We start from the raw sequence: 23,833 nt of genomic DNA on the forward strand, positions 1-23,833 counted from the left end.
TCGCTCCACGCATCAACTATAGTACAAACGGCGATATGCCGCATAAAGGAAGTGAGACACATGCAGACGAGAAGCTCGGGCAACGCGCAGGGCATTGACGTATCCCGGTACCAAGGCAGCATCGACTGGGCCAAAGTGAAGGCAAGCGGCATGACGTTTGTGTTCATCAAGGCGACCGAGGGGCAGACGTACACCGATCCGAACTTCCAAACCAACGTGAAAGGCGCGCTGGCGGCGGGCATGCTGGTCGGAACGTATCACTTTTTCCGGGCCACATCGACTGACGGAGCCAAAGCCGAAGCTGCGCATTATGCCAATACATTGCAAAAAGTGGGCGGAGCCCAGACGCTGCAGCTGCCGCCCGTCATGGACTATGAGAACAACCCCGGCAATCTGAGCAAAGCCCGGATCAACGCGGTGGCCAAAGCCTTTCTGACCGAATTGGAGCGACTCACCGGGCGCAAACCGATCATTTATACAGGCAATTCCTTTGCCGGCAATTTCGATGTCTCGCTCGGAGCGTACGATCTATGGATCGCGCGTTACAGCACGTCCCGTGTGCCGGACGGCCAACCGGCGTGGAAGCGCTGGACATTCTGGCAGTACACGGACTCGGGTAAAGTAGACGGCATTAGCGGCAACGTGGACATGAACGAGTTCGAGGGATCGGCCGCAGAGCTGCGGGCGAGATATGCTCCGGCAACCGTGCCGATACCAACCCCGACACCGTCCAATCCGAATCCGCCATCCAATGCAAGCGAACCGCCGAAAGGAGATGAACCGATGACAGCCGAGGAAAAAGCAGCGTTTGATGCGCTCAAAGCACAGGTAGACCGCCTCCAGGCACGTCAGCAGATGGAGGTTCCGTCATGGGCGAAAGCGGCCGTGGATGCTGCACTGGCGTATGACACGAAGAACCCGCTGTTCAGCATCGAAAATGGGGCGAGCTATGATTTTTATCGTTTCATTACGGTGATGCACCGTCGGGGTTTGTTCAAAAAATAACGCGGCATGCACGCTGAACACAGTTCCAAATGCCGGCGGAAAGACGTCTCTCCACCAATGGAGCAGGCGTCTTTTAGTTTTTACAAAAAGGTGAAACGGCGTATTCCAAACCCAACTCCAATTCCAATTGCCAGCTCTCCCAAACTCGCAATGGAAACTGTCCAAAAGTTGTACCATTTTCGCATTTTGTGTAAGGGAATTTGACATAACGCATAAAGTGAGGACGAATATCCACAAATCTCTTGTCTAAATGATCAATGTAATGTAAAGTAAAGTACACAAAATTGTTTTATCCCCTACAATGTTTTACACAAACCCTCTTACCATGACATCACCTTAACATTGCAAAGTTATTGGAATGTCGTCCCGTTGGACATGTTCACACCTCAGCGATCACGCAGCCATTTCGTACGTTCCGTTTATACACACCAATTTACTTGAACACTTCCATTTCCCGGTTTGTTACTATTGCTGCATCTAATGGGCAATTCGTTTTCCCTTTAGGAAAAGTTATTTTCAATCCCCAAAAATCGCTCATGCAGACAGAATCGTTTATTTCCTGATCTTCTGTTAACCATCACTATGCTTATGTTAATTGACCTTTGTTCAATTTTTTACAACCTTATCGTTCATGGTGCCACTCCATTTAGCGGTATCACAGGCATTCAAAGCCTATAAAGATACATATCGATTTCATGCCTTTGGTCTATGCGGCAGCGCGCAAAATTTTGAGACGGGAAAGGGTGTTGGTTGTATGAGGAGCAGAAAAAAATGGTTATCCGGCTTGATGATGCTGGCGTTAAGTACGGTGGTCGTTTTGTCGGGATGTACCGGGGGAGAGAGCGGACAGAACAAGCCTGCACCTGCGGAAGGCAGCGACCCGCCGACGGAAACGGCTGTCCAGGATACGATGATTATGGGACGCGGCGGAGATTCCGTGTCGCTGGACCCGTCGATCGTGACGGATGGGGAATCGCTGAAGATCGGGCACCAGGTGTTCGATTCATTGCTCGATTACACGGAGGGCGGCACGGAAGTCGTTCCGGGGTTGGCGGAGAGCTGGGAAATTTCCGAGGATGGTTTGAAGTATACGTTCAAGCTGAAGTCTGGCGTGAAGTTCCATGACGGCACCGATTTTAATGCCGAAGCGGTTGTGTTCAACTTCAATCGTTGGGGCGATCCGAACAGCGAGTTCAAATTCGAGGGCGATTCCTTCGACTACTACGATTCGATGTTCGGCCCGCCGGAAGGAAGGGTGATCAAGGAAGTGAAGGCAATCGACGAAACGACGGTCGAATTCACTTTGAACCAGCCGCAGGCGCCATTCCTGCAAAATATCGCGATGACGCCGTTTGGCATTGCCAGTCCAACTGCGGTGCAGGAGAAAAAGGAAAACTTCAAGAACGAGCCGGTGGGCACGGGACCGTTCGTCTTTGTGGAGTGGAAGCGGAACGATTCCATCACTTTGGACAAAAATCCAAACTACTGGAAAGAAGGCCTGCCGAAGCTGAACAAGGTGATCGTGCGTTCCATCCCGGACAACACGGCCCGATTCAACGCCTTGCAGAACGGCGAGATCGACGTCATGGAAGACCTGAACCCGGACGATCTGTCGATTCTGGAATCCAACGCCGAGCTGCAAAAAATCGAACGTCCGCCATTCAACGTGGCCTATCTCGGCTTTAATTTCAAGAAAAAACCGTTCGATAACGTGCTGGTACGCCAAGCGCTCAACCATGCGGTGAACAAGCAGGCCCTCATCGATGCCTTCTTTGCCGGACAGGCGCAGCCTGCCGTGAACCCGATGCCGCCGACGCTGTGGGGATATAACGACGCCATAGAGGATTATCCGTACGACCTGGAAAAAGCGAAAGCGTTGCTGGCGGAAGCGGGCTATCCGGACGGTTTGCCTAATCCGATCACGTTCTATGCGATGCCGGTATCCCGGCCGTACATGCCGGATGGGCGCAAGGTGGCCGAAGCGATCCAGGCGGATTTCGAAAAAATCGGCGTGACCGCCAACATCGAATCCCCGGAATGGGCGACGTATCTGGATGATGCGAAGGCTGGCGAGAAGGACGACATTTACATGCTCGGCTGGACGGGCGACAATGGTGACCCGGACAACTTCCTGTACACCTTGCTGGACAAGGATGCGATCCCCGGCAACAACCGCAGTTTTTACGTGAACGAGGATTTGCACAAGCTGCTGACCGACGCTCAGAAAGAGACGGACCAAGAGAAACGGGCCGAGCTTTACAAACAGGCGCAGGTCGTCATTAAAGAAGACGCGCCGTGGATTCCGCTAGTGCACACGACGCCGATTCTCGCAGGCAAAGCTAACCTGAAGGGCTTTACGCCTTCGCCGCTGGGCAGCGAATCCTATGCCAATGCCTACTTTGAATAACAAGTTTCGCAGCTATATAGGTTGAACTAGATAAATACACAAATACGGAAGGGTCAGAAAGAATCTGGAGAAGCGGAGCGTTCTAAAAGCTATCTGAAGGAAAGCTGCATTGGAAGCATAGGCTTATCACCGGATTTTCCTCTTTGGAGAAGAAAATCAGTAAATCTGGGGATAACAGCGATCGGAAGATGGTACTGCACTCGTAGTGGCCTGTGTGATTGATTAGTGCTGTTTATATAGCTAGCGCATAACCGAATCATCCAAGAGTGCAGGCGGGCCTGCCATGCTTACCAGAACCGACACCCGGAACCAACATCTCAAGCCATGCAGGCCTGGTGGGCGCTTTTGAAATCCAACTAGCCACAAAGCAAAGGCGGTGAATGAGGATTGAGCAGTTACATCGTCAAACGTGTACTTGTACTGCTGCCCGTGCTGCTCGGCATGAGCATCATCGTGTTTTCCATAATCCATGCGATCCCCGGCGATCCGGCCGAAACCATCCTGGGGCAAAAAGCGACCGAACAGTCCAAACAGGCGCTCCGCGAGCAGCTTGGACTGGACAAGCCCTGGCTTCAACAGTATTTCGCCTATCTTGGCGACCTGTTACAAGGCGACCTCGGCACATCCATCCGCACCAAGGTACCCATTGCCCAGGAAATTATGCCATATCTGACGGCCACGCTGGAGCTGACGATGGCAAGCATGCTGTTTGCAGTTATCATTGGGGTCAACGCCGGGATTATCAGCGCATGGAAGCACAATTCCTGGTTTGATTACTGCTGCATGGTCATTGCTTTGGTCGGGGTTTCGATGCCGATCTTTTGGCTGGGATTGATGGAACAATGGCTGTTCGCCAACCAATTGCAATGGCTGCCTTCCATCGGCCGTATGAACCCGCGCGATCCGGTGGATGCGGTGACAGGCCTGTACGTGCTCGATACGATGATCGCCGGGCGCTGGGACCAGCTGTGGACGGTCACCAAACATTTGATTCTGCCAAGCATCGCGCTGGGTACGATTCCGATGGCGGTCATCGCGCGTATGACGCGCTCCAGCATGCTGGAGGTGATGAGCTCGGATTATATCCGGACGGCCAAAGCCAAAGGGCTCGGTCCTTTTTTCGTCGTATACGGGCATGCGCTCAAAAATGCGTTCATTCCGGTGCTGACGGTTATCGGCATTCAGACGGGCTCGCTTCTGGGCGGCGCGGTGCTGACGGAAACGATCTTTGCCTGGCCGGGCGTCGGCCGTTATATATATGAAGCAATCAGTTCAAGGGACTATCCGGTCATTCAGAGCGGCATCTTGATCATTGCGTTCTTTTTTGTCGTCATCAACCTGATCGTGGATCTGCTGTACGCCGTCTTCGATCCGCGCATCAACTACAAATGAAGCTGAACCGAAAGGAGATGCCGCATGGCCAAATTATCGACGAATACCGGGCATGCATTTGAGGCGGCAAACGTGCCGAAATCCGGTCCATGGCGGGATGCCTGGCGAACGTTTCGCCGAAATCGGCTTGCGCTGGCGGGACTGGTCATTATTACGGTTTTTATTGTGCTGGCATTTCTGGCCCCGGTGATCGCGCCCTACGATTATAAGGAACAGGTGCTGGCAGACCGGTTGCAGTCGCCTTCGGCCGGGCATTGGTTCGGGACGGACGATCTCGGGCGCGACATCTTTTCGCGGGTGCTGTATGGAGCGCGCATATCGCTGTGGGTCGGATTTTTCTCGGTCATCGGTTCGATCGTTGCGGGGGCGCTGCTGGGATTAATCGCGGGATTTTACGGCAAATGGGCCGACATGATCATCTCGCGCCTGTTCGATATTTTGCTGGCTTTTCCGGGCATTCTGCTGGCGATTGCCATCGTGGCCATTCTCGGACCTTCCTTGCAAAACGCTTTGCTTGCCATCGCCATCGTCAATGTGCCGACATATGGGCGATTGGTGCGCTCCCGTGTCCTCAGCCTGCGGCAGGAGGAGTTTATCACGTCCGCGCGAACGCTAGGGGCCGGCAATAGCCGGATTTTGTTCCGGCATATCCTGCCGAACAGCCTGACGCCCCTGATCGTGCAGGGCACGCTGGGCATCGGCACGGCCATTATCGAAGCCGCCGCGCTCGGCTTCCTGGGCATGGGCGCCCAGCCGCCCGACCCCGAGTGGGGCAAAATGCTGTCCGACTCGCGCCAGTTCATCCAAAAGGCGCCGTGGACGCTCATTTTTCCCGGCTTGTCCATCATGCTGACGGTGCTGGGCTTCAATCTATTGGGAGACGGCCTGCGCGACACGCTCGATCCCAAAATGGTGAAGTAGGTATCGTGAGAGTTGGGCTGGTGATGTCGTTTGAAGTGGTGGTAAACAGCAGCGAAGTTTGTTGTATCGGCAGCGGTGCACCGTGTGAGTGAGTGGTGTGCTTCATATAGAAAAGGTTGCATTAAAAAATAATGCCGGGAATTGACGAATAAGGGGTGGTCGCATTGGAGACCAGCCCTTTTGACGCGTGATGGACAACCGGCGAAATTTAACGAACATTAAACGTCTTATTAGGGCCAAAAGGCACACTCCCACACGCTAACGAACCTCAGTATCGTTATTCGGGGTGCCAAGGCACCAAACGATCGATTTTCGGCCGATTAAGGTGTCTCAGGTTCGTTACAGTTTGCAAGCGCTCGATTTCTCTATAATAAGGTGTTTAATGTTCGTTAGAATCCAGGGCGGTCTGGCGGGTTGCAGAAAGGGAGAGCGTTTTTCGCCCATCAATCCGCGCTCCACCCACCTTTTCGTCTAAAAACCACTCGCCAGGTTGACACCCAAATTTCCCATATGTTATATAAAAGAAAGGGATTAGCACTCCAATGTAACGAGTGCTAACAGTTAATCGTTGCCATCGTTGCATGAACTGCGATACGATGGGCCAGGGCATAGTCCCAAGCCAACCATTTCCTATTCTGAAAGGAGACCCATTCTTCATGACCAAGAAACAGTTTCAGGCGGAATCCAAACGTTTGCTGGATATGATGATCAACTCCATTTACACTCAGCGCGAAATTTTCCTGAGAGAATTGATCTCCAACGCCAGTGACGCGATTGACAAAATATATTACAAAGCCCTCACTGACGATCAACTCGTCTTCAACAAAGAGGACTATTACATTAAGCTTACCATCGACAAGGACAACCGCACGCTGACCATTACGGATACAGGCATCGGGATGACCGAGGAAGAGCTGGAAAACAACCTCGGCGTCATCGCGAAGAGCGGCTCCCTGGCGTTCAAAAAAGAGAACGAAGCGAAAGACGGCCACAACATCATCGGCCAATTCGGCGTAGGTTTCTATTCTGCGTTCATGGTGGCGGATAAGCTCACCGTCACGAGTAAAGCGCTGGGCAGCGACCAGGCGTGGAGATGGGAATCCGAAGGCGCGGACGGATACACGATCTCGCCGGCCGAGAAAGATTCCGTCGGCACGGAAATCGTGCTGACCATCAAAGCGAACACCGAAGAAGACTCCTACGACGAGTTTCTGGAAGAGTATCGCCTGAGATCGATCATCAAGAAGTACTCCGACTTCATCCGTTATCCGATCAAAATGGACATTACCAGTTCCCGTCCGAAGGAAGGCGCGGAGAACGAGTTCGAGGAGTATACTGAAGAACAGACGATCAACAGCATGGTGCCGATCTGGCGCAAAAACAAAAGCGAGTTGACTGAAGAAGACTACAACAACTTTTACATGGAGAAGCGTTACGGCTTCGACAAACCGCTGAAACACGTGCATATCAGCGCAGACGGCGCGGTGGTGTACAACGCGATTCTGTTCATTCCCGAGCATACGCCGTTTGACTACTACACCAAGGAATACGAAAAAGGGCTGGAGCTTTACTCCAACGGCGTGCTGATCATGGACAAATGCGGCGACTTGCTGCCGGACTACTTCGGCTTTGTGAAAGGTATGGTCGATTCCGAGGACCTGTCCCTGAACATCTCCCGCGAAATGCTGCAGCATGACCGCCAGCTCAGCCTGATTGCGAAAAACATCAAAAACAAAATCAAGAGCCAGCTGCTCAGCATGCTCAAGGACGAACGCGAGAAATACGAGAAGTTCTACGAGGCATTCGGCCGCCAGTTGAAGTACGGCGTATACAGCGACTACGGCACGCACAAGGACGTGCTGCAGGATTTGCTAATGTTCACGTCTTCCAAAGAAAAGAAATTGGTGAGCCTGGACGAGTACGTCTCCAGAATGCCGGAAGACCAGAAGTACATCTACTACGCAACTGGCGAATCGGTGGAACGCATCGAGAAGCTGCCGCAGATCGAAGGCGTGCTGGATAAAGGATACGAAGTCCTGTACTTCACCGACGACATCGACGAGTTCGCGATCAAGATGATCATGAGCTACAAGGAAAAAGAATTCAAATCCGTGTCCAGCGGCGACCTGGGCATCGAAGACGCGGCGGGCGAGAACGAGAAGGACGCTTCCGAGAACGACAACAAAGAGCTCTTCGAAGCGATGCAGGCCCAACTGGCAGGCAAGGTCAAATCCGTTAAAGCCTCCAAACGGCTGAAAAGCCATCCGGTATGCTTGTCCGCCGAAGGCGACCTGTCCATCGAGATGGAGAAAGTGCTGAAAGCCATGCCGAACAGCCAGGACGTGCAGGCCGATAAAGTGCTTGAAATCAACGTGAACCATGACGTGTTCAAATCGTTGAAGGAAGCCTTCGCGCAGGATCAGGACAAATTGAAGCTGTACACCAGCTTGCTTTACAATCAAGCTTTGCTGATCGAAGGTTTGCCGATCCAGGATCCGGTAGAGTTTACCAACGATATTTGCAAAGTGATGGTATAATACCACGAGCGGAAGCGGCAGGACGAGGATGTCCTGCCGTTTTTGCGTTTAATGATGTGCAGCCAACATGAAATATTTTGTTTTAAAACATACTTGACAGGTAGGGATAAGGGGTTTATAGTTATCTCAAACCTTCAACACTAATTAAATGAACAGTGAAATAATGTTGAGCTCATTGGACCGCCAAAGGCTCCTGTATACCAACCCGATTAGGGGTGGTATGCCGGATGCCTTTTTTTATTGCCCAAAACCGACCAGAGAGGCCGAATTTATGGAAAGGCAGGCAAATTGAATGGAAAAAGAGACTTGGGAACAGCTGACGCGGGCGGATGACCTGTTCCGCAAAATGGTGCGCAGATTCGTGAAGGAACGGGACCGCGTCAGCGTGGAGGGCGTGACATTGCCTGCCATGCTGATCCTGCAAAAGATCATTCGCGACGGTGAGCAGCGGCTTGGCGATCTGGCCGAACAGATGGATTTCACCTCTGGCGCGATCACTGCGCTCAGCGACAAACTGGAAGCGGCCGGGTATACGGTGCGCCGCCGCAAGGAGGACGACCGCCGTACGGTACTGCTGGACATCACCGCCAAAGGGCGGGAGATGGTGGCGCGCAACAACAACATCGGTGACCGATGTATCACGCTTCTGTTTCAAGGATTCACGGCAGAGGAGCTGGAGCAGCAGAGCCGTTTCTACGAACGGATTTTTGCCAATCTGGAGGGGTTCTCCGAAACGCTGCTGGGGCTGGCCGAACAGAATGCGGCAGTTCCGGTGCCTGTGGATCAGGAACAGAAGCAGAAACCGTCACGAAGCAATGACCAAAATTATTTGAGTTATTAACGAACATATAAGGAGCGATCACTATGGGACATTCAACGATTTATCCGACAGGAGCAACGGTGTATCAGCCGGAGAAGGCTTGGAGCGGTTATACGATTTTTCAAGCCGGGGACGAGGGCGTTGTTTTGATCGACATGAACGGCAGGGAAGTGCGTCTGTGGAAAGGCTTGATCGGTTTCCCGGCCAAATTGTTCCCGGGCGGTTACGTGCTCGGCAGCACCGGGCGCCGAGATCCGAAGTTCGGCATTCAGGATAACCTTGACCTGGTGCAGGTGGATTGGGACGGCAACATCGTTTGGAAATACGATGGCTACGAACATATCGAGGACCCTGGATACGAGCCGCTCTGGTATGCAAGACAGCATCATGACTACCAACGGGAAGGCAATCCGGTCGGGTACTATGCTCCGGGATTGGTACCGAAGGTGGGCAGCGGCACCACGCTGATCTTGTCCCACAAAAACGTGAACAATCCGAAAATTTCCGATAAACCGCTGCTCGATGACACGATCCTCGAAGTGGATTGGCAGGGAAATATCATCTGGGAATGGGCTGCGAACGAGCATTTCGAAGAGCTGGGCTTCGATGAAGCTGCTCGCAACGTATTGTTCCGTGATCCGAATACCCGTTCGTTCGGCAATCTGGGAGGGGGCGTAGGCGACTGGCTGCACATCAACTCCGCATCTTATGTCGGCCCGAACCGCTTCTATGATGCCGGGGACGAACGTTTCCATCCGGACAATATCATTTGGGATGCGCGCGAAGCGAACATTATCGCGATCACCGACAAACGAACAGGAAAGATCGTCTGGCAGCTTGGGCCGGACTACTCCCTTCCCGAAGTGAAGCATATCGGGTGGATCATCGGCCAGCATCATGCCCATATCATCCCAAGAGGCCTGCCGGGCGAAGGCAACCTGCTTGTGTTCGACAACGGCGGCTGGGCCGGATATGGCCTGCCGAATCCCGCTTCCCCATATGGACTGAAGTCGGCGGTACGCGATCATTCCCGGGTGCTGGAGATCGATCCGGTCACGCTGGAGATCGTGTGGCAGTATACCCCGGCGGAAGCGGGATTTTCGGTGCCGACCGATTCCTATAAATTTTATAGCCCGTATATCAGCTCGGCCCAACGGCTCGCCAATGGCAATACGCTCATTACCGAAGGTTCGAACGGACGACTGTTTGAGGTGACGCGCGAGCACGAGCTGGTGTGGGAATACATTTCGCCGTATTGGAACACGCGCAACACCAACATGGTGTATCGTTCTTACCGGGTTCCCTATAACTGGGTGCCACAGCTGGACAAACCGGAGGAAGCGGCGATCGAACCGATCCGCGTAGAGGATTATCGCGTCCCTGGAGCCGCGCCCAGAGGAGCGGAATCGGTCGTGAACGTTGCGGCTACGCTGCCATTTGTCGAGGAAGCCGCCTGCGTAGCTACTTCGGGCGACGTCAAATCCGATGAAGACGGGCAGGCAAACGAATAGGCAATCATTCCAATAGACGAAGAGGTGGGTCCTCGTGAAAAAAACATTCATTCATACATCCATGCTGCTCCTTGTAACGGCAATGCTGGTGCTGTCCGGTTGCGCTCCGGGAGAAAAGGCTGAAGCCCAAACAGGCGGTGCTGAAACAGGCGGGGCCAAGGTGAAAATCCGGATTGCCGATACGGCAAGCAACCCGACGTTTCGCGTCGGTATCGCCAAAGGATTCTTTGCAGAGCAAGGCATTGACGCTGAGAGCATTACGTTCGGCACACCTGCTGAAGGTGTCAACGCCTTGTTCATCAACCAGGTCGATATTGCATACGGCGCGGACTTTCCCGTATTAAACGCCATATCCAAGGGCGACTACTCCATCATCGCCTCGGCCGGGCAGGCAACGGATCAGGCGGCCGCGGCCTGGAAGCTGTACGTGAACAACGACATCCAATCTGCCGCCGATCTGAAAGGCAAGAAGCTGAGTTTTCTGCGGGGCACGTTCATTCCGTATCTATGGGATGAATATTTGAAGGATAACGGCGTGGCGGTTCAGGACGCCACGCAGGTGGGGCAGGGCTCTTTTGACGAAGCATACATTGCGTTGAAGCAAGGCGATTTGGATGCGTCTTGGGTCATCGGTTCGGCGCTGACCGACAAATTCGATGCACTGGACAACGTGCACCAACTGACGGATATGTCGCAAACGTCGGTGCGGCTGGGCATGGGGCTTGTGGCGAGCGATGCATTCATCGAATCGAACCCTGAAGCGATTAGCGGTTTCCTGAAGGCGCTCAGCCAAGCTTCGGAATATGCGCAGGCCCATCCGGATGAAGTGGCCGATTTGCTGTACAAGGAAACCAAGCAGCCGAAGGAAGCAACGCTGAAAGATCTGCCGATCAATCCGTGGGAGGTCGGTTTCACGCAAGCGGCCTATGACAGCCTGGCTGGCCAGAAGCAATACATGGTCGATAACGGCATCATTCAACAGGATTTCGATCTCGGAAGCAAATTGAATCTGGAACCGCTGCGCAGGGCGCTGCCGGACCAGGTCACTTACGGAAAATAGATGAATCGTATATGAAGGAGGGCTTGCATATGTCAACATCGGCGACGGTATCGGCCATTGAGATCGAGCAGCTTCGCAAAAGCTACAACGACGTGGCGGCAGGGGATGTCCATTATATTATCAAAGACGTGAACCTGGTCATTCGGGGAGGAGAGTTCTTTGTCCTGCTTGGACCGAGCGGCTGCGGCAAATCGACGCTGCTTAACATGATCGCAGGGTTTGTTTCGAAATCGGGCGGACAGCTGAAGGTCAATGCACGGGAGGTCGTCAAACCGGGCAAAGACCGGGCCATGGTGTTCCAGCAGGCGGATTCCTCGCTGTTCCCATGGTTGACCGTCAGGGAGAACGTGGAATTCGGCCTGCGCATGGCACATGTGCCCAAGGGAGATCGCCGGGCGATATCGGATCGGTTCATTGCGATGGTTGGCTTGAGCGGCCACGAATCCAAATTTCCGAGAGAGCTGTCCGGCGGCATGAAACAGCGCGTGCAGCTTGCCCGGGTGCTGGCAAACGATCCGGCCATCCTGTTGATGGATGAACCGTTCGGCGCGCTCGACGCGATGACGCGCCGGACGATGCAGAAGGAACTGGTCAACATTTGGCGGGAGACGAACAAGACGGTTATTTTCGTCACCCATGACATTCAGGAAGCGCTGCTGCTCGGCGATCGGATCGGCATTATGTCTGTGGGGCCATCCTCCAACATTACGGATATCTATGACGTGAATTTGCCTTATCCGCGCAATATCGCCTCCGAGGAATTCGGGGCGCTCTATGAGCGGATCGGCAGCCATTTTGGGGAATAGGAGGAAGGATGCCATGAAATGGTTGGAACGCAAATGGGTAACGGTCCCGATATTGTGGTTGGTCGTGCTCGGCATCTGGCAGACGGGGGCGTTGATCTACGGACCGGACGTCATTCCCGGACCGTGGGCCACCGTGCTGGGAGCCAAGGAATTGATTGCCGACGGCACGCTGGTGCATTACATTGCCATCAGTTTTCAACGCGTGCTGATCGGATGGGTTCTCGGCAGTCTGATTGCCATTCCGATCGGACTGCTCATCGGCCAGGTGCACGTCATTCGCGTGTTCGCAGAGCCGTTCCTGAACTTTATCCGCTTTATTCCGCCGATCGCGTTTATTACGTTGTTCCTGGTCTGGTTCGGCATTGGCGAGCAGTCGAAGATCGCGCTGATCATGTATGCGACCTTTTTTATCGTCATTCTTAATACGTTAACCGGCGTGCTTGCCGTGGAGGAAGACAAAATCCGATCCGCCCGCAGCATGGGCGCTAGTGAGTGGCAGATTTTGCTGCATGTGGTAGTACCGGCCACAACGCCATATATTTTTACCGGAGTAAGGCTCGCCATGGGGACTTCTTACATGGCCATCATCGGGGCGGAGATGATTGCTTCTAATGAAGGTGTCGGTTATCTGATCTGGAATTCGCGTCTCTTTTTCCGCACAGACTGGATCTTCGTTGGTTTGATCTGCCTGGGCTTTATGGGGTTTGCCACCGACAGGCTGTTCAACTGGTTTGGGCGCAGAGCCCTCCGCAGATACGGCGTCGTCAGTTCGCCGGCATGGAAAAGGTAAGCTCCTCCGAGTTTGGCACAAATGATCACATGGGCGACTCGCAGACGACACGGTTTGCGGATCGCTTTTTTTGTGCATTGGCTGTAATCAACGTACCATGGCATGAGTTGTTTGTACGATGGAAGGTGCACGCATGATAGACTGACAGGGTATAATGGAAGGAGATGAGTGTATTTCACAAAATGATGTGAGAAGAGATGACAATCTCAGATAGGTTTTGCTTTTCGAAACCGCTGATGTTGTGTATAATCACTCAAAATAGAGACAGTCGGCTAGGAGTGATCAACATGCAATGGAACGATCTGAGAGAACATAGACAGTATCCCGAGCTTGCGAAACAGGATGGTGCCCGAGCGGCGTATGAACGGGACTATTCCCGCTTGATCCATTCGCCTACCTTTCGCCGTTTGCAGGGTAAATCGCAGGTATTTGGCGCAGGAACGGGCGATTATTACCGGACGCGCCTGACCCATTCGCTGGAAGTGGCGCAGATTGCGCGCGAAGCGGCCCGCAGCCTGTTGCGTCGGTATCCCGAGGTGGATCTGGGACAGGCGGACAGCCCTGGCCTGATCATCGATTCGGAAGTGGTGGAATGTGCGGCGATCGCGCATGATTTCGGACATCCTCCGTTTGGGCATAAAGGGGAGGAAGTGCTGGATGGCATTTTGGATGATCTCATCAACGCCGAGGTCAAACGAATCATGAAGAAAAGCCGTGGCGCCAAATCGCCGCAGCAGGAGCCGGAAATCCGGGCCGAGCTAAAACGCAAGTATGAGCATTTCGAGGGAAATGCACATAATTTCCGGCTGATCATGTTTTTGGAAAAGCGCGAAGATATCGACGGGCTGAACCTGTCCGACGCGGTGCTGCTCGGCATCAACAAGTACCCGTACCCGGGCACGGAAAGCAAGAAGGGCATGTATCACCATGAATGGCAGTACATCCGCGAGGTGCGGAACCGCTGGGATATCCCGGCAGGCAAAAAAACGCTGGAAGCGCAGCTCATGGACTTGTGCGACGACATCGCGTACTCTGCGCATGATTTGGAAGACGGCATCAAGGCCGGCAAAATCGAGGTGCATGAGCACTTTTTGCAAGATCCGCACATCAAAAAGCTGATCGTGGACAAAATTACGACGCTGGAGGATTCGTTCTGGAGCGGCTGGACCCGCGAAGCGATTGCGCAAAAAGTAGATGAGGTGCTGGTGACGTTCCTGCGCGTCTGGAATGAGAAAATGCCTTTCTGCGAGCATGATTATTCGCGCACCCGCCGCGAGGTCAAGGCGTATTGGGTCAGTCTCTTCGTGGGCAGCCTGGGCGTCATCGATGACGGGGATTGGAAGAAAGTAACCTTCGTGCGCGAAGGGACCGAGGATCTCGACATGCTGCGCACGGTGAGTGTGCTGAAAAGCTTTGCCTGGGTAACGATGATTCGCGACCTGCGGGTACAACGGCTGCAGAAACGCAGCGAATGGATGATTAAGCGGCTGTGGGATGCGTTCCTTGATCCCGAAACGTCGAAATCGATCATTCCTTCCGATTGGCTGCAGCGCTATGAGAAGGATCAGGCCAAGGCACAGCCGATCTGGACTTGGGAGCATATGGTGATCGATTACATCGCGGGCATGACGGATGCCTTTGCCGAGAAAATATATAATGAATTGTACGGACTGAAAGTGGGCTCCATTTACGATCTGGACTAATCTGCTGCCAACAGCATGGGGCGGTTGTATGCTGCGAGGGAATTGCACAAATGCGAATCAGTTTGGAATTAATTGCGCAAATGCGAATATGGTTGAACTCGTTGCATAAATGCGAATGTGCTTGAGATCGTTGCACAAATGCGAATGTGTTTGAAGTTCAGTATGGGAGGAGGGAACGATTTGACTCTAGACAGATCTGTGGAGGCAGAAAGAAGTACTGGCGAGAGCGTTCGCGAGAAGGCTCGTCTCGGCGTGCTTGACCTGGTGCCGAGGCTGGGCGGAGCGTCGGCAGAAGAGGCGCTGCGCCAGGCCGTCATGTTGGCGCAGCATGCCGAAGCATGGGGGTATTCGCGGTATTGGACGTCGGAGCACCACGATATGGAGGAGCTGGCCTCGGCATCGCCGGAGGTGCTGCTTGCCCATGTGGGGGCGCTGACCAAGAGCATCCGCCTTGGTTCCGGGGCGGTACTGCTGCCGCATTACAGCCCGCTGAAGGTCGCCGAATCGTTTCGGCTGCTGTCTGCGCTTTACCCTGGACGCGTCGAGCTTGGCCTCGGCCGGGCCCCTGGCGGAGGTCCTCATGCGGCGATGGCGCTAAGCGGCAATTATTTGCAGCACGTATCAAAGCTTCCGGAATCGTTAACCGCCCTGACCCAGCTGCTCGAGGACCGTTATGCTTACGAGGAGCATCCCGTACGGGCAAGACCGATTCCGGGCAAATCGCCATCCTTGTGGATGCTGGGCACGAATATGAAGAGTGCCGAATATGCGGCGCGTTTCGGCATGGGTTACGCCTTTGGCCAATTCATGAGCGATACGGACGGCCTGGAGGCGGTTCGTCGTTATCGGGATGGATTCATCCCTAGTGCCGACCGGACAGAGCCAGAGGTCATGGTTGCCGTTAGCGTGCTGTGTGCCGAGACGGAACAAGAGGCGCTCGATTGGAGCATGGAGATGGAGCGGAAACGTCAATCCCGCGGAGCCGATTCGAAAGCAGTCCCTTCGGCTGATGAAGCTCCCCCTTCCGGAGGACAAGGCCCGAAACGGCATTATGCCGGTACGGCGGATCAGGTATGGACGGAGCTGAAAGGGCTCGCAAGCCGGTTGGGAACCCATCAGCTGCTTGCCGTCACGGGCGGGCCGGATTATGAACGCAGACTGTCTTCCTACCGATTGTTGGCTGAATGCGTGTTTGCTCATTCATGCAAGGCTTAACGATCCATTTTCAGGCAACCGGATTGCCGATTTGTGATACTATTAGAGGAGCTGCAGGACGCGATTTCCCGTGTGCTGCAGCTCTTTAACATGCAGGCATAGATTTAACAAAACCAAGCATGTCTTGCAAAATATCATGTTATAATTTTTTGCGTCTATATATTCATGAAAAAAATATGAATATATGTTTTTTTGCAAGATGACCATAGTAGGGTAAATCAATGACAAAAGGTTCGAAAACGAATTCATGGCCACATCAAACACAAGGGGGAAACCAAATGTTCGGCAGATTCAGGATCAAGAGCATCGGCCTGCGCATCAGCATCGCGTTTTATCTGTTACTCCTCTGTTTAATCGTTCTAAGCGTCACGGTGATTGGCCGCTTGAATTCGATGGAGGCGAATACGAACGATATAACGGACAAATGGATGCCGGCGATCCAGCAGATCAACCATCTGAATTATACGACAGAGCATATCCTGTCGCTCAGCTACCGCCATTTTGATGCACGGGCAGAGGAAAAGAAGTCATTGTCCGAAGAACGGACCACATATATACGCGAAACGGCCCAGACGATCAAAATTTATGATCAGAAGGCGAAAAGCGATGAGGAGCAGCAGCATTGGTCCGATTTCAAAGCCAAATGGGAGGCCTACCTTAAACTGAACGTGCAGGCGATCAAGCTAAGCGATGAAGGACAGACGGAATTGGCGAAGGAAGTATCTGAAAAAGGGGCTGCCTCTTTCGATGATTTGCAGGTGAACCTGAATTACCTGGTGGAGTATAACCGGGAACAATCGGATATCGCTGCGGCGCGAACCATCCGCATCGTGCAGGATGGCAGAATCACCATCATGCTTGGAGTGCTGGCCATGATCCTGATTACCGCCGTGTCCATCCCGATCATTCGCTCGCAGGTCGTCAGACCGCTTCTCCGGGTGATCAGCGCGGTTAAACTGATTGCTGAAGGCCAATTGAATGTGCAGGACGTACATACCAAATACGAGGATGAAGTGGGCGCTTTGGCAAAAGCCGTGAATGTAATGAAAAGCAATCTGACGTCCATGGTCTTGAACGTCAGACGGATCGCGGAGTCGGTCAATCGTCAGAGCATTGATCTTACGGTTGCATCCGAGGAGGTCAAAATCGGCAGCAGGCAAATCGCCGCAACGATGGAAGAGTCGGCCAGGGCGGCCGAAAGCCAGGCGATGACTGCCGTGGAATCGACACGGGCGGTGACGGGGCTGAACAGCCATATTCAACAGCATGCCGAGCAGGGACGGCGGCTTCAGGCCATGTCGGATCAGGTGCTTGAGCAAGGTTTGAATGGCCGTATGGTGATGGAGCAATCGGTGCAGCAGATGCGGCTGATCGCCGGTACCGTCTTTGCTTCGATGAGCAAAATGGAACAACTGGATCGAAAAAACGAGGATATTTCCAAGTTGGTCCAGGTCATTCGTGACATTGCCCGCCAAACCAATCTGCTTGCATTGAATGCCTCGATCGAGGCTGCGCGTGCAGGTGAGAGCGGACGAGGGTTCGCGGTTGTGGCAGCAGAGGTGCGCAGCCTGTCCGAAGCCGTTCAAGCCTCGGTGGAGGAGATTACGGCCATTACGGAAGATATTCAACAGGATTCGCAGGGTGTTGTGGCAGAGCTGCGCCTGGGCGTGCAGGAGACGGAACGCGGACAGGAACAGGTTCAGGCGACGGGCGAATTGTTCCGGAACATTAGCGAATCGGTGGAAAGCATGGTCGTTGTGATCGCCAAGATGACGGAAGGCCTGAAGGGCATGCAGGAAGCCAGTGCAAGGATGAACGGGTTCAGTCAACAGATTTCGGCGGTCTCCGAGCAAACGGCAGCGAGCGTGGAGGAAGTATCGGCTTCGGCCGAGGAACAGGTGAGCTCAATGGAGACGATCAGCGGCAATGTTCAGCAATTGAAGGCGTTGTCCGGCGATCTGCTCACTTCCATCGAAAAACTGAAAATATAATCTTCTTATTATAGAAGAAGCATGAAGGACGGATAAACATTGTGAAAGAGAAGCTTGCCGATGGCGGCGCCAATACCCCGTATTTGTATACTTTTGCCTGTCATGAAAACGAGCGTGAAATTTGTGCGCTTGAACTGGAAACGATGCTGCTTTCCGGAGTAGAAATGGATGATTCTGCCCGCTCTTATGTGCGCTCCGCGATTCGCATTGCACCTGGGCGAAGCCCGTTTATCCGGGGCAGGCTGGATATCATCGCCGAAAAGAGAACGGTGTCCGAACTGCAGCCGATCGCTGCAGCAATTCGTCTGGCCGAGGGTGAGACGTTCAAGGTGGTTTGCTTGAAAGAAGGGGACGACATGCCCGATTTCGGGCAAGCGCGTTTGTTGGAAAGGGAAATCGGCATGTGCATTCGCGGAACGGCTAGGATGAAACACCCAAAAATGACTTTTGGCCTAATACAGGCTGGCGGAAAATGGCTCTTCGGTCGATGGACGGAAGCAGACCGGGATTGGTACGATCACCGGCATAAGCCGCAAAATTACTCCACAGGGCTCCCTGTCCATCTCGCCAGGGCGCTTGTCAACATTGCGCTTCCCGAAACGGAAAACCGCCGTTTGCTCGATCCGTGCTGCGGGATGGGCACGGTGATGATCGAAGCTTTATCGATGGGCATCGAAACCGAAGGCAATGATCTGAACCCGCTTGCGGTTCAGGGGGCCCGGGTCAATCTGTCCCATTACGGCTACGATTCGGAACTCGTTGCACTCGGGGACATGAACGACCTCCAGGGAAGATACGATGCGGCGATTCTGGACATGCCGTACAATCTTTGCTCGGTGCTGCCGGATGAGGAACAACGGATGATGCTGACGAGCCTGCGCCGATTGTCGGGAAGAGCAGTCATCGTTTCCACCGAAAGGGTGGAACATCGCCTGGAGCAGGCGGGATGGAGGGTGCTGCAGCATCGAACCGTCAGAAAAGGCACGTTTATCCGTCACGTCTGGTTGTGCAGCGAATAACGACCAAATAAAAGAACCTCCGATCCGAAGGCAGGACGCCGCAGCGGATTCGGAGGTTCTTTGTGCTGCCTGATTCAATACTTGTGCTCGTAATCCACCAGATTGCGGTGCAAAGACCCGTCTTCCAGATACGTTTGCAGGTTATCGATAAAAATATCCAATGCCCGGTCGGTGTATAGCTCCGTGCTGCCGGCAATATGCGGCGTGATCAGCACGTTCTCCTTGCTCCACAACGGATGGTCGGCGGGCAGCGGTTCTTCTTCAAAGACGTCCAGTGCCGCGAAAGCCAGTGATCCGTTATCCAATGCGCGAAGAAGGGCGGCGGTGTCCACGCTGGGACCGCGTCCCACGTTGACGAAGCATGCTCCCGGTTTGCAGCGCGCGAACGCGGCATCATTGTATGCATGATGCGTTTCATCGGTAAGCGGCAAAATGTTAATGATGTAGTCGCCCTGTGCCAACGCTTCGTGGAAGCCGGACATATCGTACATCCGATCCACATGGGGAGCGTCCTTGCCTGAACGGCGCACGCCAATGACTTTCATGCCGAGGGCCTTGAGGATTCTCGCGGTTTCCGTTCCGATTTCCCCGACGCCGGCGATGACGGCCGTTTTGCCATTCAATTCGGGCAGCGGCTTGCCTGGGGATGTCCATTCGGCATGCTGTTGATGCAGCATAGCTTGTCTTAACCAACGGCTATGGGAAAGCATCATGCCCAAAATGATTTCGGTGATGGGAACAGCATGTACGCCGTTGGCGCTGGTGACCCGAATGTTCTTTTGTTCCAATTGGGCAAAGGGAAGGCTGTCGACACCCGCGGACCACACCTGAATCCACTTCAACGGACTGTCCTGCGACAAAACGTGTTCAGTGATCAATGGGGACCAGCCGACAATGATCTCGGCTTCCGCCAATTGTTTGGGATCCAGTTCTTTGGCTTTGCCGACAATGAGCGAATAACCAGGTGCAGCATCCGTAATCCGTTGTTTCTGTTCCTTGGATAATGTTGGAAAACATACGATTTTACCCATGATTGCCCTCCTGAATTTGAATGTAGTCTGATTTAATTTTAACAAATTTGAGCAGAATGTGCAGAGAAGGCAGGTATGAAGCCTCATGAATATCGCTCTGTTCTATGTCAATCTGGACGTAGGCGACTTGAAAGAATCTCTTTGAATATGGAATAATAGATCATACTTTAGCGGGGTGGATACAATGAGTAATGATTTACATAATAGTTTTGGTGGTGTTTCCCATGGGAGGGAAAGATTGTTCACAGCGATTCGTTTGCCGTCCAAACTTCAGGAATTTCTTCGGTTGGAGGCGGAATGGGCGCAGACCAGGCTCGATTTTCGCAAATGGACGGATCATAGGGACTACCATATTACCTTGCAATTTTTGGGAGATACGCCTTCTGCCGAAATCGGGAAGTTGAAGAAAGTGCTGAGGGAGGCAAGCTTGGCATTCCAACCGTTTTCCTTGAACATATCCGACTGGGGGACATTCGGGCTTGAACGTGCACCGAAGGTTTTGTGGAAGGGTGTTAGCGGAGACGTGGAGCGATTGCACTCTCTGCAAAAACATATCGTGGAGTCAACGGCCCAACTGGGTTTTCAGGCAGAGCTGAGACCGTATCGCCCGCACATCACGATGGCGCGCAAATTCGTGGGTCAGGTTCCAGAACATACGCAAAATGGTATTTTTGACCTGCTCCCTGGACATTCCTCACCTGTGAATTCATGGACGGTAGATGGGTTTGTACTTTATGTGACAAGGCTTGGACAAATCCCCATGTACGAGGTCGTGGATACGTTTTCATTTTCCTGTAAATAAGTATTTTTACATAAAATCACATTGACATTACGTTTATCCCTATGTAATATTAGCCAACGTTATTCAATTTCTTTTTTTGAGGTTACTTAGTTTAGGGAATTGCTGCGACAGGAGGAATCTTCGAGATGGATCTTATAAACAAAAATCGTTGGGTAGCACCGATGTTATCTGTGCTGCTTGTGTGCATATTGGGGGTAAATTTAGTTCAGGCATCCGGGAAATGGAATGAGGCGAGTGAAAGCAAACAAATGAGCGAAGTGGCGGCGCCAGGGCCTGACGGACAATCCGTTGCCGCAGGAGATAGGCGAGTGATGGAAGACAGGACCAGTCTGTCCGCAAGCACGTCCCTCCAGTCCGATTGGAAACATGCGACACCTGCGCAAAAATGGTTCACGACTGCCTTGGACAAGCAGGAGAAAGAGGAAGCCAAGGCCAAACGACAGGTTCAGGCTGCAGCTCAGGCCAAAGCGAAGAAAGAAGCTGCGTTAAAGCTGGCCGGAACGAAAAAGGCCAAAGCGGCTGCTGCAACGACAACTCCCCCCCACAAACTATACTTTACGCGGACCAAACTGCTCAGTCAGGAAGACCGGAAATCAGCCACCTGGTCGTATACTGTGTCCGATAAAGAGCTGTTTCTGCTGCAGAAAATCGTCATGGCAGAAGCGGAAGGCGAACCGTACGAAGGCAAAGTGGCAGTGGCCAACGTTGTCTTGAACCGGCTGCGGTCAGCCAATTTTCCCGATACCATTCACAAGGTTATCTATCAAAAATCCCAATTCAGTCCTGTGGCTAACGGGCGCCTGGATCGCGTAACTCCGAACGAGGAGTGTGTCAGGGCCGTGAATGCCGCGTTGAATGGAACGAAGGAAGTACCGGATAATACGTATTATTTTCTTTCGTTGACGCTGGCGGACGACTTGACGGTCGCCAAATCGCAGAAAAAAGTCAAGACCATCGGAAATCATACTTTTTATAAATAAAGGCCCTTTAATTCTGCAAACAGGCAGGGTAGTTCACTACTCGATGTTTTTTGCAACGATTTTCCCTCGGGAAAAAAGCGAATTTGCAGGGCGTTATTTCGAATATTCACCGTTAAGTATTTCCTTTTTTGCGGTAGTTATTCGGTGATCGTTCATTAAAATGACAAGGTCCCCGTCCATGCTGATGGACGAGGACCTTATTTATCTGTACAAATTTATTTCGTGCATATTCTTCTAACGTCCTCTCAGATCGATTCTAAGGGGTCATAGAGAGGTTAATACGGCAAACGGGTACCTGACAAAGATCTGGCTGTAATTCCGGCTGAAACGAGCTCCTTGGGCGCTGATATGAATTCTGCCGCCATCGGGAACAATAAGTCATGAACCGTTTGGGCACAGCACGTCGGATCATAGCTTTGTGTTTTCGGAGAATGAATCGTTTTCTGGCTTGAAGGCTCTGGCGATAACGTGCCTCCCGTGCTTAATTGCCCGAAATAATTCGCGATGACTTCAGGTGAGTGAATGACTTGGCCGTATCCTGCTTGTACGAAATACTCGCAATTCTCCTCTTCCTGTCCGGGAAGGGGCGGCACGAACAGCATGGGCAATTTTTTGGCCATCGCTTCCGTGCAGGTCATGCCGCCAGGCTTCGTGATGAGCACGTCGGACGCATCCATCAGCTTGCTGACTTCCCGGGTGTATCCGATAATGCGGATATTGGGATGCTGGAAGCAAGGCATTTCCTTCATTTTCGCCATCATTTTGGCATTGCTGCCCAGACAGAAGAGCAGCTGGATGCGATCTGCCCAGGATGCAAGCGACTTTAGATGGTCTTCGTCAAAGGAGAGTCCCCATCCTCCGCCCATGAGCAGGGCCGTGGGCATTTGCTCCAGGCCAAGCTCGCGCCGGATCAGCGTTTTGTCGCCCTGCTCCCAAAAATCGGGATGCACGGGAATGCCTGTGACCCGAATGCGGGCCGGATCAACGCCGCGAATTTCAAGCAGTGCTTTGACCTGAGAGGTAGGGACCAGAAAATGGTTTACTTCAGGCGTAATCCAGGTACCATGGGCATCGTAATCCGTGACAAGCGTATACAGCGGAATGTTGAGCCCCTGGCGCTTGAGCCGGGAAATGACCGCATTCGGGAAAGGATGGGTACAGATCACGGCATCCGGCTTCAATTGGGAAATGACCTGGGCCGTCTGCGTATAAAAAATGCGGTGCAAAGCAAGCCTGGTGAAGCCGTTCAGCGATTTATTATATTGTGTCCGGTAAAGCAGGCTGACCAGCTTGGGCTGGACGGACAACGTCTTGCGGTATGCCGAGAAGATCAGCGGAGCCATCGTAGGGTTAAGAAACTTTCCGAGTTCGATGACGCGGCTATGAACCTGGGGGTTGAGTTGTTTGATGCCGCTCGCAAGTGCATGGGCGGCTTGAGTGTGACCGGTGCCGAAACCTTCCGATAGCAAGAGTACTCTTGGTTTTCGCATGAGTTCACCTTTATTCATAAGTTTTCATATATAACGATTATCGCTGTGCCTAAGGCTTGTTACTACATGGATATACAGTGGAATGATGAATGATGTTCATTCATTAATGTTTACACGTTTTTACGATTCTGATACCACTAGACTTCATGTCTGCCCGTGTTGAGTATGACACCATAACTATAGACGACGACAGGAACGGTTTCCACTGCATTTCGGTTAAAAAAAATTAACACAAATTTGGGATGTTAGTCTTGCAATCTGTTCAATATGGTGGTATTGTAACTTTTGACCGAATGACTAAATTGTATTTTTGGTCATTCATAAGTGGAATAACATGCAAAGGAGGGGGAGAG

The 23,833-nt window shown here is 52.7% G+C and carries 18 protein-coding genes; 16 read left to right on the top strand and 2 right to left on the bottom strand.

From position 1 onward, the window contains the following. The first annotated feature begins 60 nt into the window (after nt 1–60). The 14 genes from MKY59_RS05975 to MKY59_RS06040 all read left to right on the top strand — a co-directional run bounded on the left by MKY59_RS05975 (nt 61) and on the right by MKY59_RS06040 (nt 19,177). Nucleotides 61–1,005: a glycoside hydrolase family 25 protein gene (locus MKY59_RS05975; protein WP_339276552.1), complete on the top strand. Its 945-nt coding sequence runs from the start codon at nt 61–63 to the stop codon at nt 1,003–1,005. Between the two features lie 754 nt (nt 1,006–1,759). After that, nucleotides 1,760–3,412, top strand: a complete 1,653-nt coding sequence (locus MKY59_RS05980) for an ABC transporter substrate-binding protein (protein ID WP_339276554.1) — start codon at nt 1,760–1,762, stop codon at nt 3,410–3,412. Nucleotides 3,413–3,799: 387 nt separating this feature from the next. Then, nucleotides 3,800–4,804: an ABC transporter permease gene (locus MKY59_RS05985; protein WP_236415275.1), complete on the top strand. Its 1,005-nt coding sequence runs from the start codon at nt 3,800–3,802 to the stop codon at nt 4,802–4,804. Between the two features lie 24 nt (nt 4,805–4,828). Continuing rightward, nucleotides 4,829–5,725 carry a nickel transporter permease gene (nikC, locus tag MKY59_RS05990; RefSeq protein ID WP_339276556.1) on the top strand — a complete coding sequence of 299 codons (897 nt, stop codon included), beginning with the start codon at nt 4,829–4,831 and terminating at the stop codon, nt 5,723–5,725. Between the two features lie 656 nt (nt 5,726–6,381). Continuing rightward, nucleotides 6,382–8,262, top strand: coding sequence for a molecular chaperone HtpG (gene htpG / locus MKY59_RS05995; protein WP_339276557.1), 1,881 nt, complete (start codon nt 6,382–6,384; stop codon nt 8,260–8,262). A 292-nt stretch (nt 8,263–8,554) separates the two neighbouring features. Next, on the top strand, nt 8,555–9,103 hold the full coding sequence (locus MKY59_RS06000; RefSeq protein ID WP_339276559.1) for a MarR family transcriptional regulator: 549 nt from the start codon (nt 8,555–8,557) through the stop codon (nt 9,101–9,103). Nucleotides 9,104–9,126: 23 nt separating this feature from the next. Beyond that, on the top strand, nt 9,127–10,593 hold the full coding sequence (locus tag MKY59_RS06005) for an aryl-sulfate sulfotransferase (protein WP_339276561.1): 1,467 nt from the start codon (nt 9,127–9,129) through the stop codon (nt 10,591–10,593). A gap of 34 nt (nt 10,594–10,627) precedes the next feature. After that, a complete protein-coding gene (locus MKY59_RS06010) occupies nt 10,628–11,653 on the top strand; it encodes an ABC transporter substrate-binding protein (protein WP_236415269.1) in 1,026 nt (341 codons plus the stop codon). Between the two features lie 29 nt (nt 11,654–11,682). Beyond that, nucleotides 11,683–12,459, top strand: coding sequence for an ABC transporter ATP-binding protein (locus MKY59_RS06015; protein ID WP_339276562.1), 777 nt, complete (start codon nt 11,683–11,685; stop codon nt 12,457–12,459). A 13-nt stretch (nt 12,460–12,472) separates the two neighbouring features. Beyond that, a complete protein-coding gene (locus tag MKY59_RS06020) occupies nt 12,473–13,249 on the top strand; it encodes an ABC transporter permease (RefSeq protein ID WP_236415265.1) in 777 nt (258 codons plus the stop codon). Nucleotides 13,250–13,536: 287 nt separating this feature from the next. After that, nucleotides 13,537–14,952: a dGTP triphosphohydrolase gene (gene dgt, locus MKY59_RS06025; RefSeq protein ID WP_236415263.1), complete on the top strand. Its 1,416-nt coding sequence runs from the start codon at nt 13,537–13,539 to the stop codon at nt 14,950–14,952. Between the two features lie 198 nt (nt 14,953–15,150). Further along, a complete protein-coding gene (locus tag MKY59_RS06030) occupies nt 15,151–16,167 on the top strand; it encodes an MsnO8 family LLM class oxidoreductase (protein WP_339278336.1) in 1,017 nt (338 codons plus the stop codon). Between the two features lie 278 nt (nt 16,168–16,445). Next, entirely contained in the window at nt 16,446–18,158 is a 1,713-nt protein-coding gene (locus MKY59_RS06035) for a methyl-accepting chemotaxis protein (RefSeq protein WP_339276563.1), read from the top strand. A gap of 41 nt (nt 18,159–18,199) precedes the next feature. Continuing rightward, entirely contained in the window at nt 18,200–19,177 is a 978-nt protein-coding gene (locus tag MKY59_RS06040) for an RsmD family RNA methyltransferase (protein ID WP_339276564.1), read from the top strand. Nucleotides 19,178–19,251: 74 nt separating this feature from the next. Here MKY59_RS06040 and MKY59_RS06045 read toward each other — a convergent pair whose 3' ends face one another. Beyond that, the gene (locus MKY59_RS06045) at nt 19,252–20,208 is read right to left on the bottom strand and encodes a D-2-hydroxyacid dehydrogenase (RefSeq protein ID WP_236415258.1); all 957 of its coding nucleotides are present in this window, start codon (nt 20,206–20,208) and stop codon (nt 19,252–19,254) included. A 238-nt stretch (nt 20,209–20,446) separates the two neighbouring features. On the opposite strand from MKY59_RS06045, the gene thpR reads away from it, so the two are divergent. Next, on the top strand, nt 20,447–21,010 hold the full coding sequence (gene thpR, locus MKY59_RS06050; RefSeq protein ID WP_236415256.1) for an RNA 2',3'-cyclic phosphodiesterase: 564 nt from the start codon (nt 20,447–20,449) through the stop codon (nt 21,008–21,010). Between the two features lie 125 nt (nt 21,011–21,135). Continuing rightward, nucleotides 21,136–21,990 carry a cell wall hydrolase gene (locus tag MKY59_RS06055; protein WP_339276566.1) on the top strand — a complete coding sequence of 285 codons (855 nt, stop codon included), beginning with the start codon at nt 21,136–21,138 and terminating at the stop codon, nt 21,988–21,990. Nucleotides 21,991–22,265: 275 nt separating this feature from the next. Here the strand turns inward: MKY59_RS06055 and MKY59_RS06060 are convergent, their stop codons facing one another. Beyond that, complete coding sequence (locus tag MKY59_RS06060; RefSeq protein ID WP_236415252.1) at nt 22,266–23,480, bottom strand: glycosyltransferase; 1,215 nt, start codon at nt 23,478–23,480, stop codon at nt 22,266–22,268. Nucleotides 23,481–23,833: the final 353 nt, after the last annotated feature.

This window comes from Paenibacillus sp. FSL W8-0426, from assembly GCF_037969725.1.
GTDB classification, from domain to species: domain Bacteria; phylum Bacillota; class Bacilli; order Paenibacillales; family Paenibacillaceae; genus Paenibacillus; species Paenibacillus hubeiensis.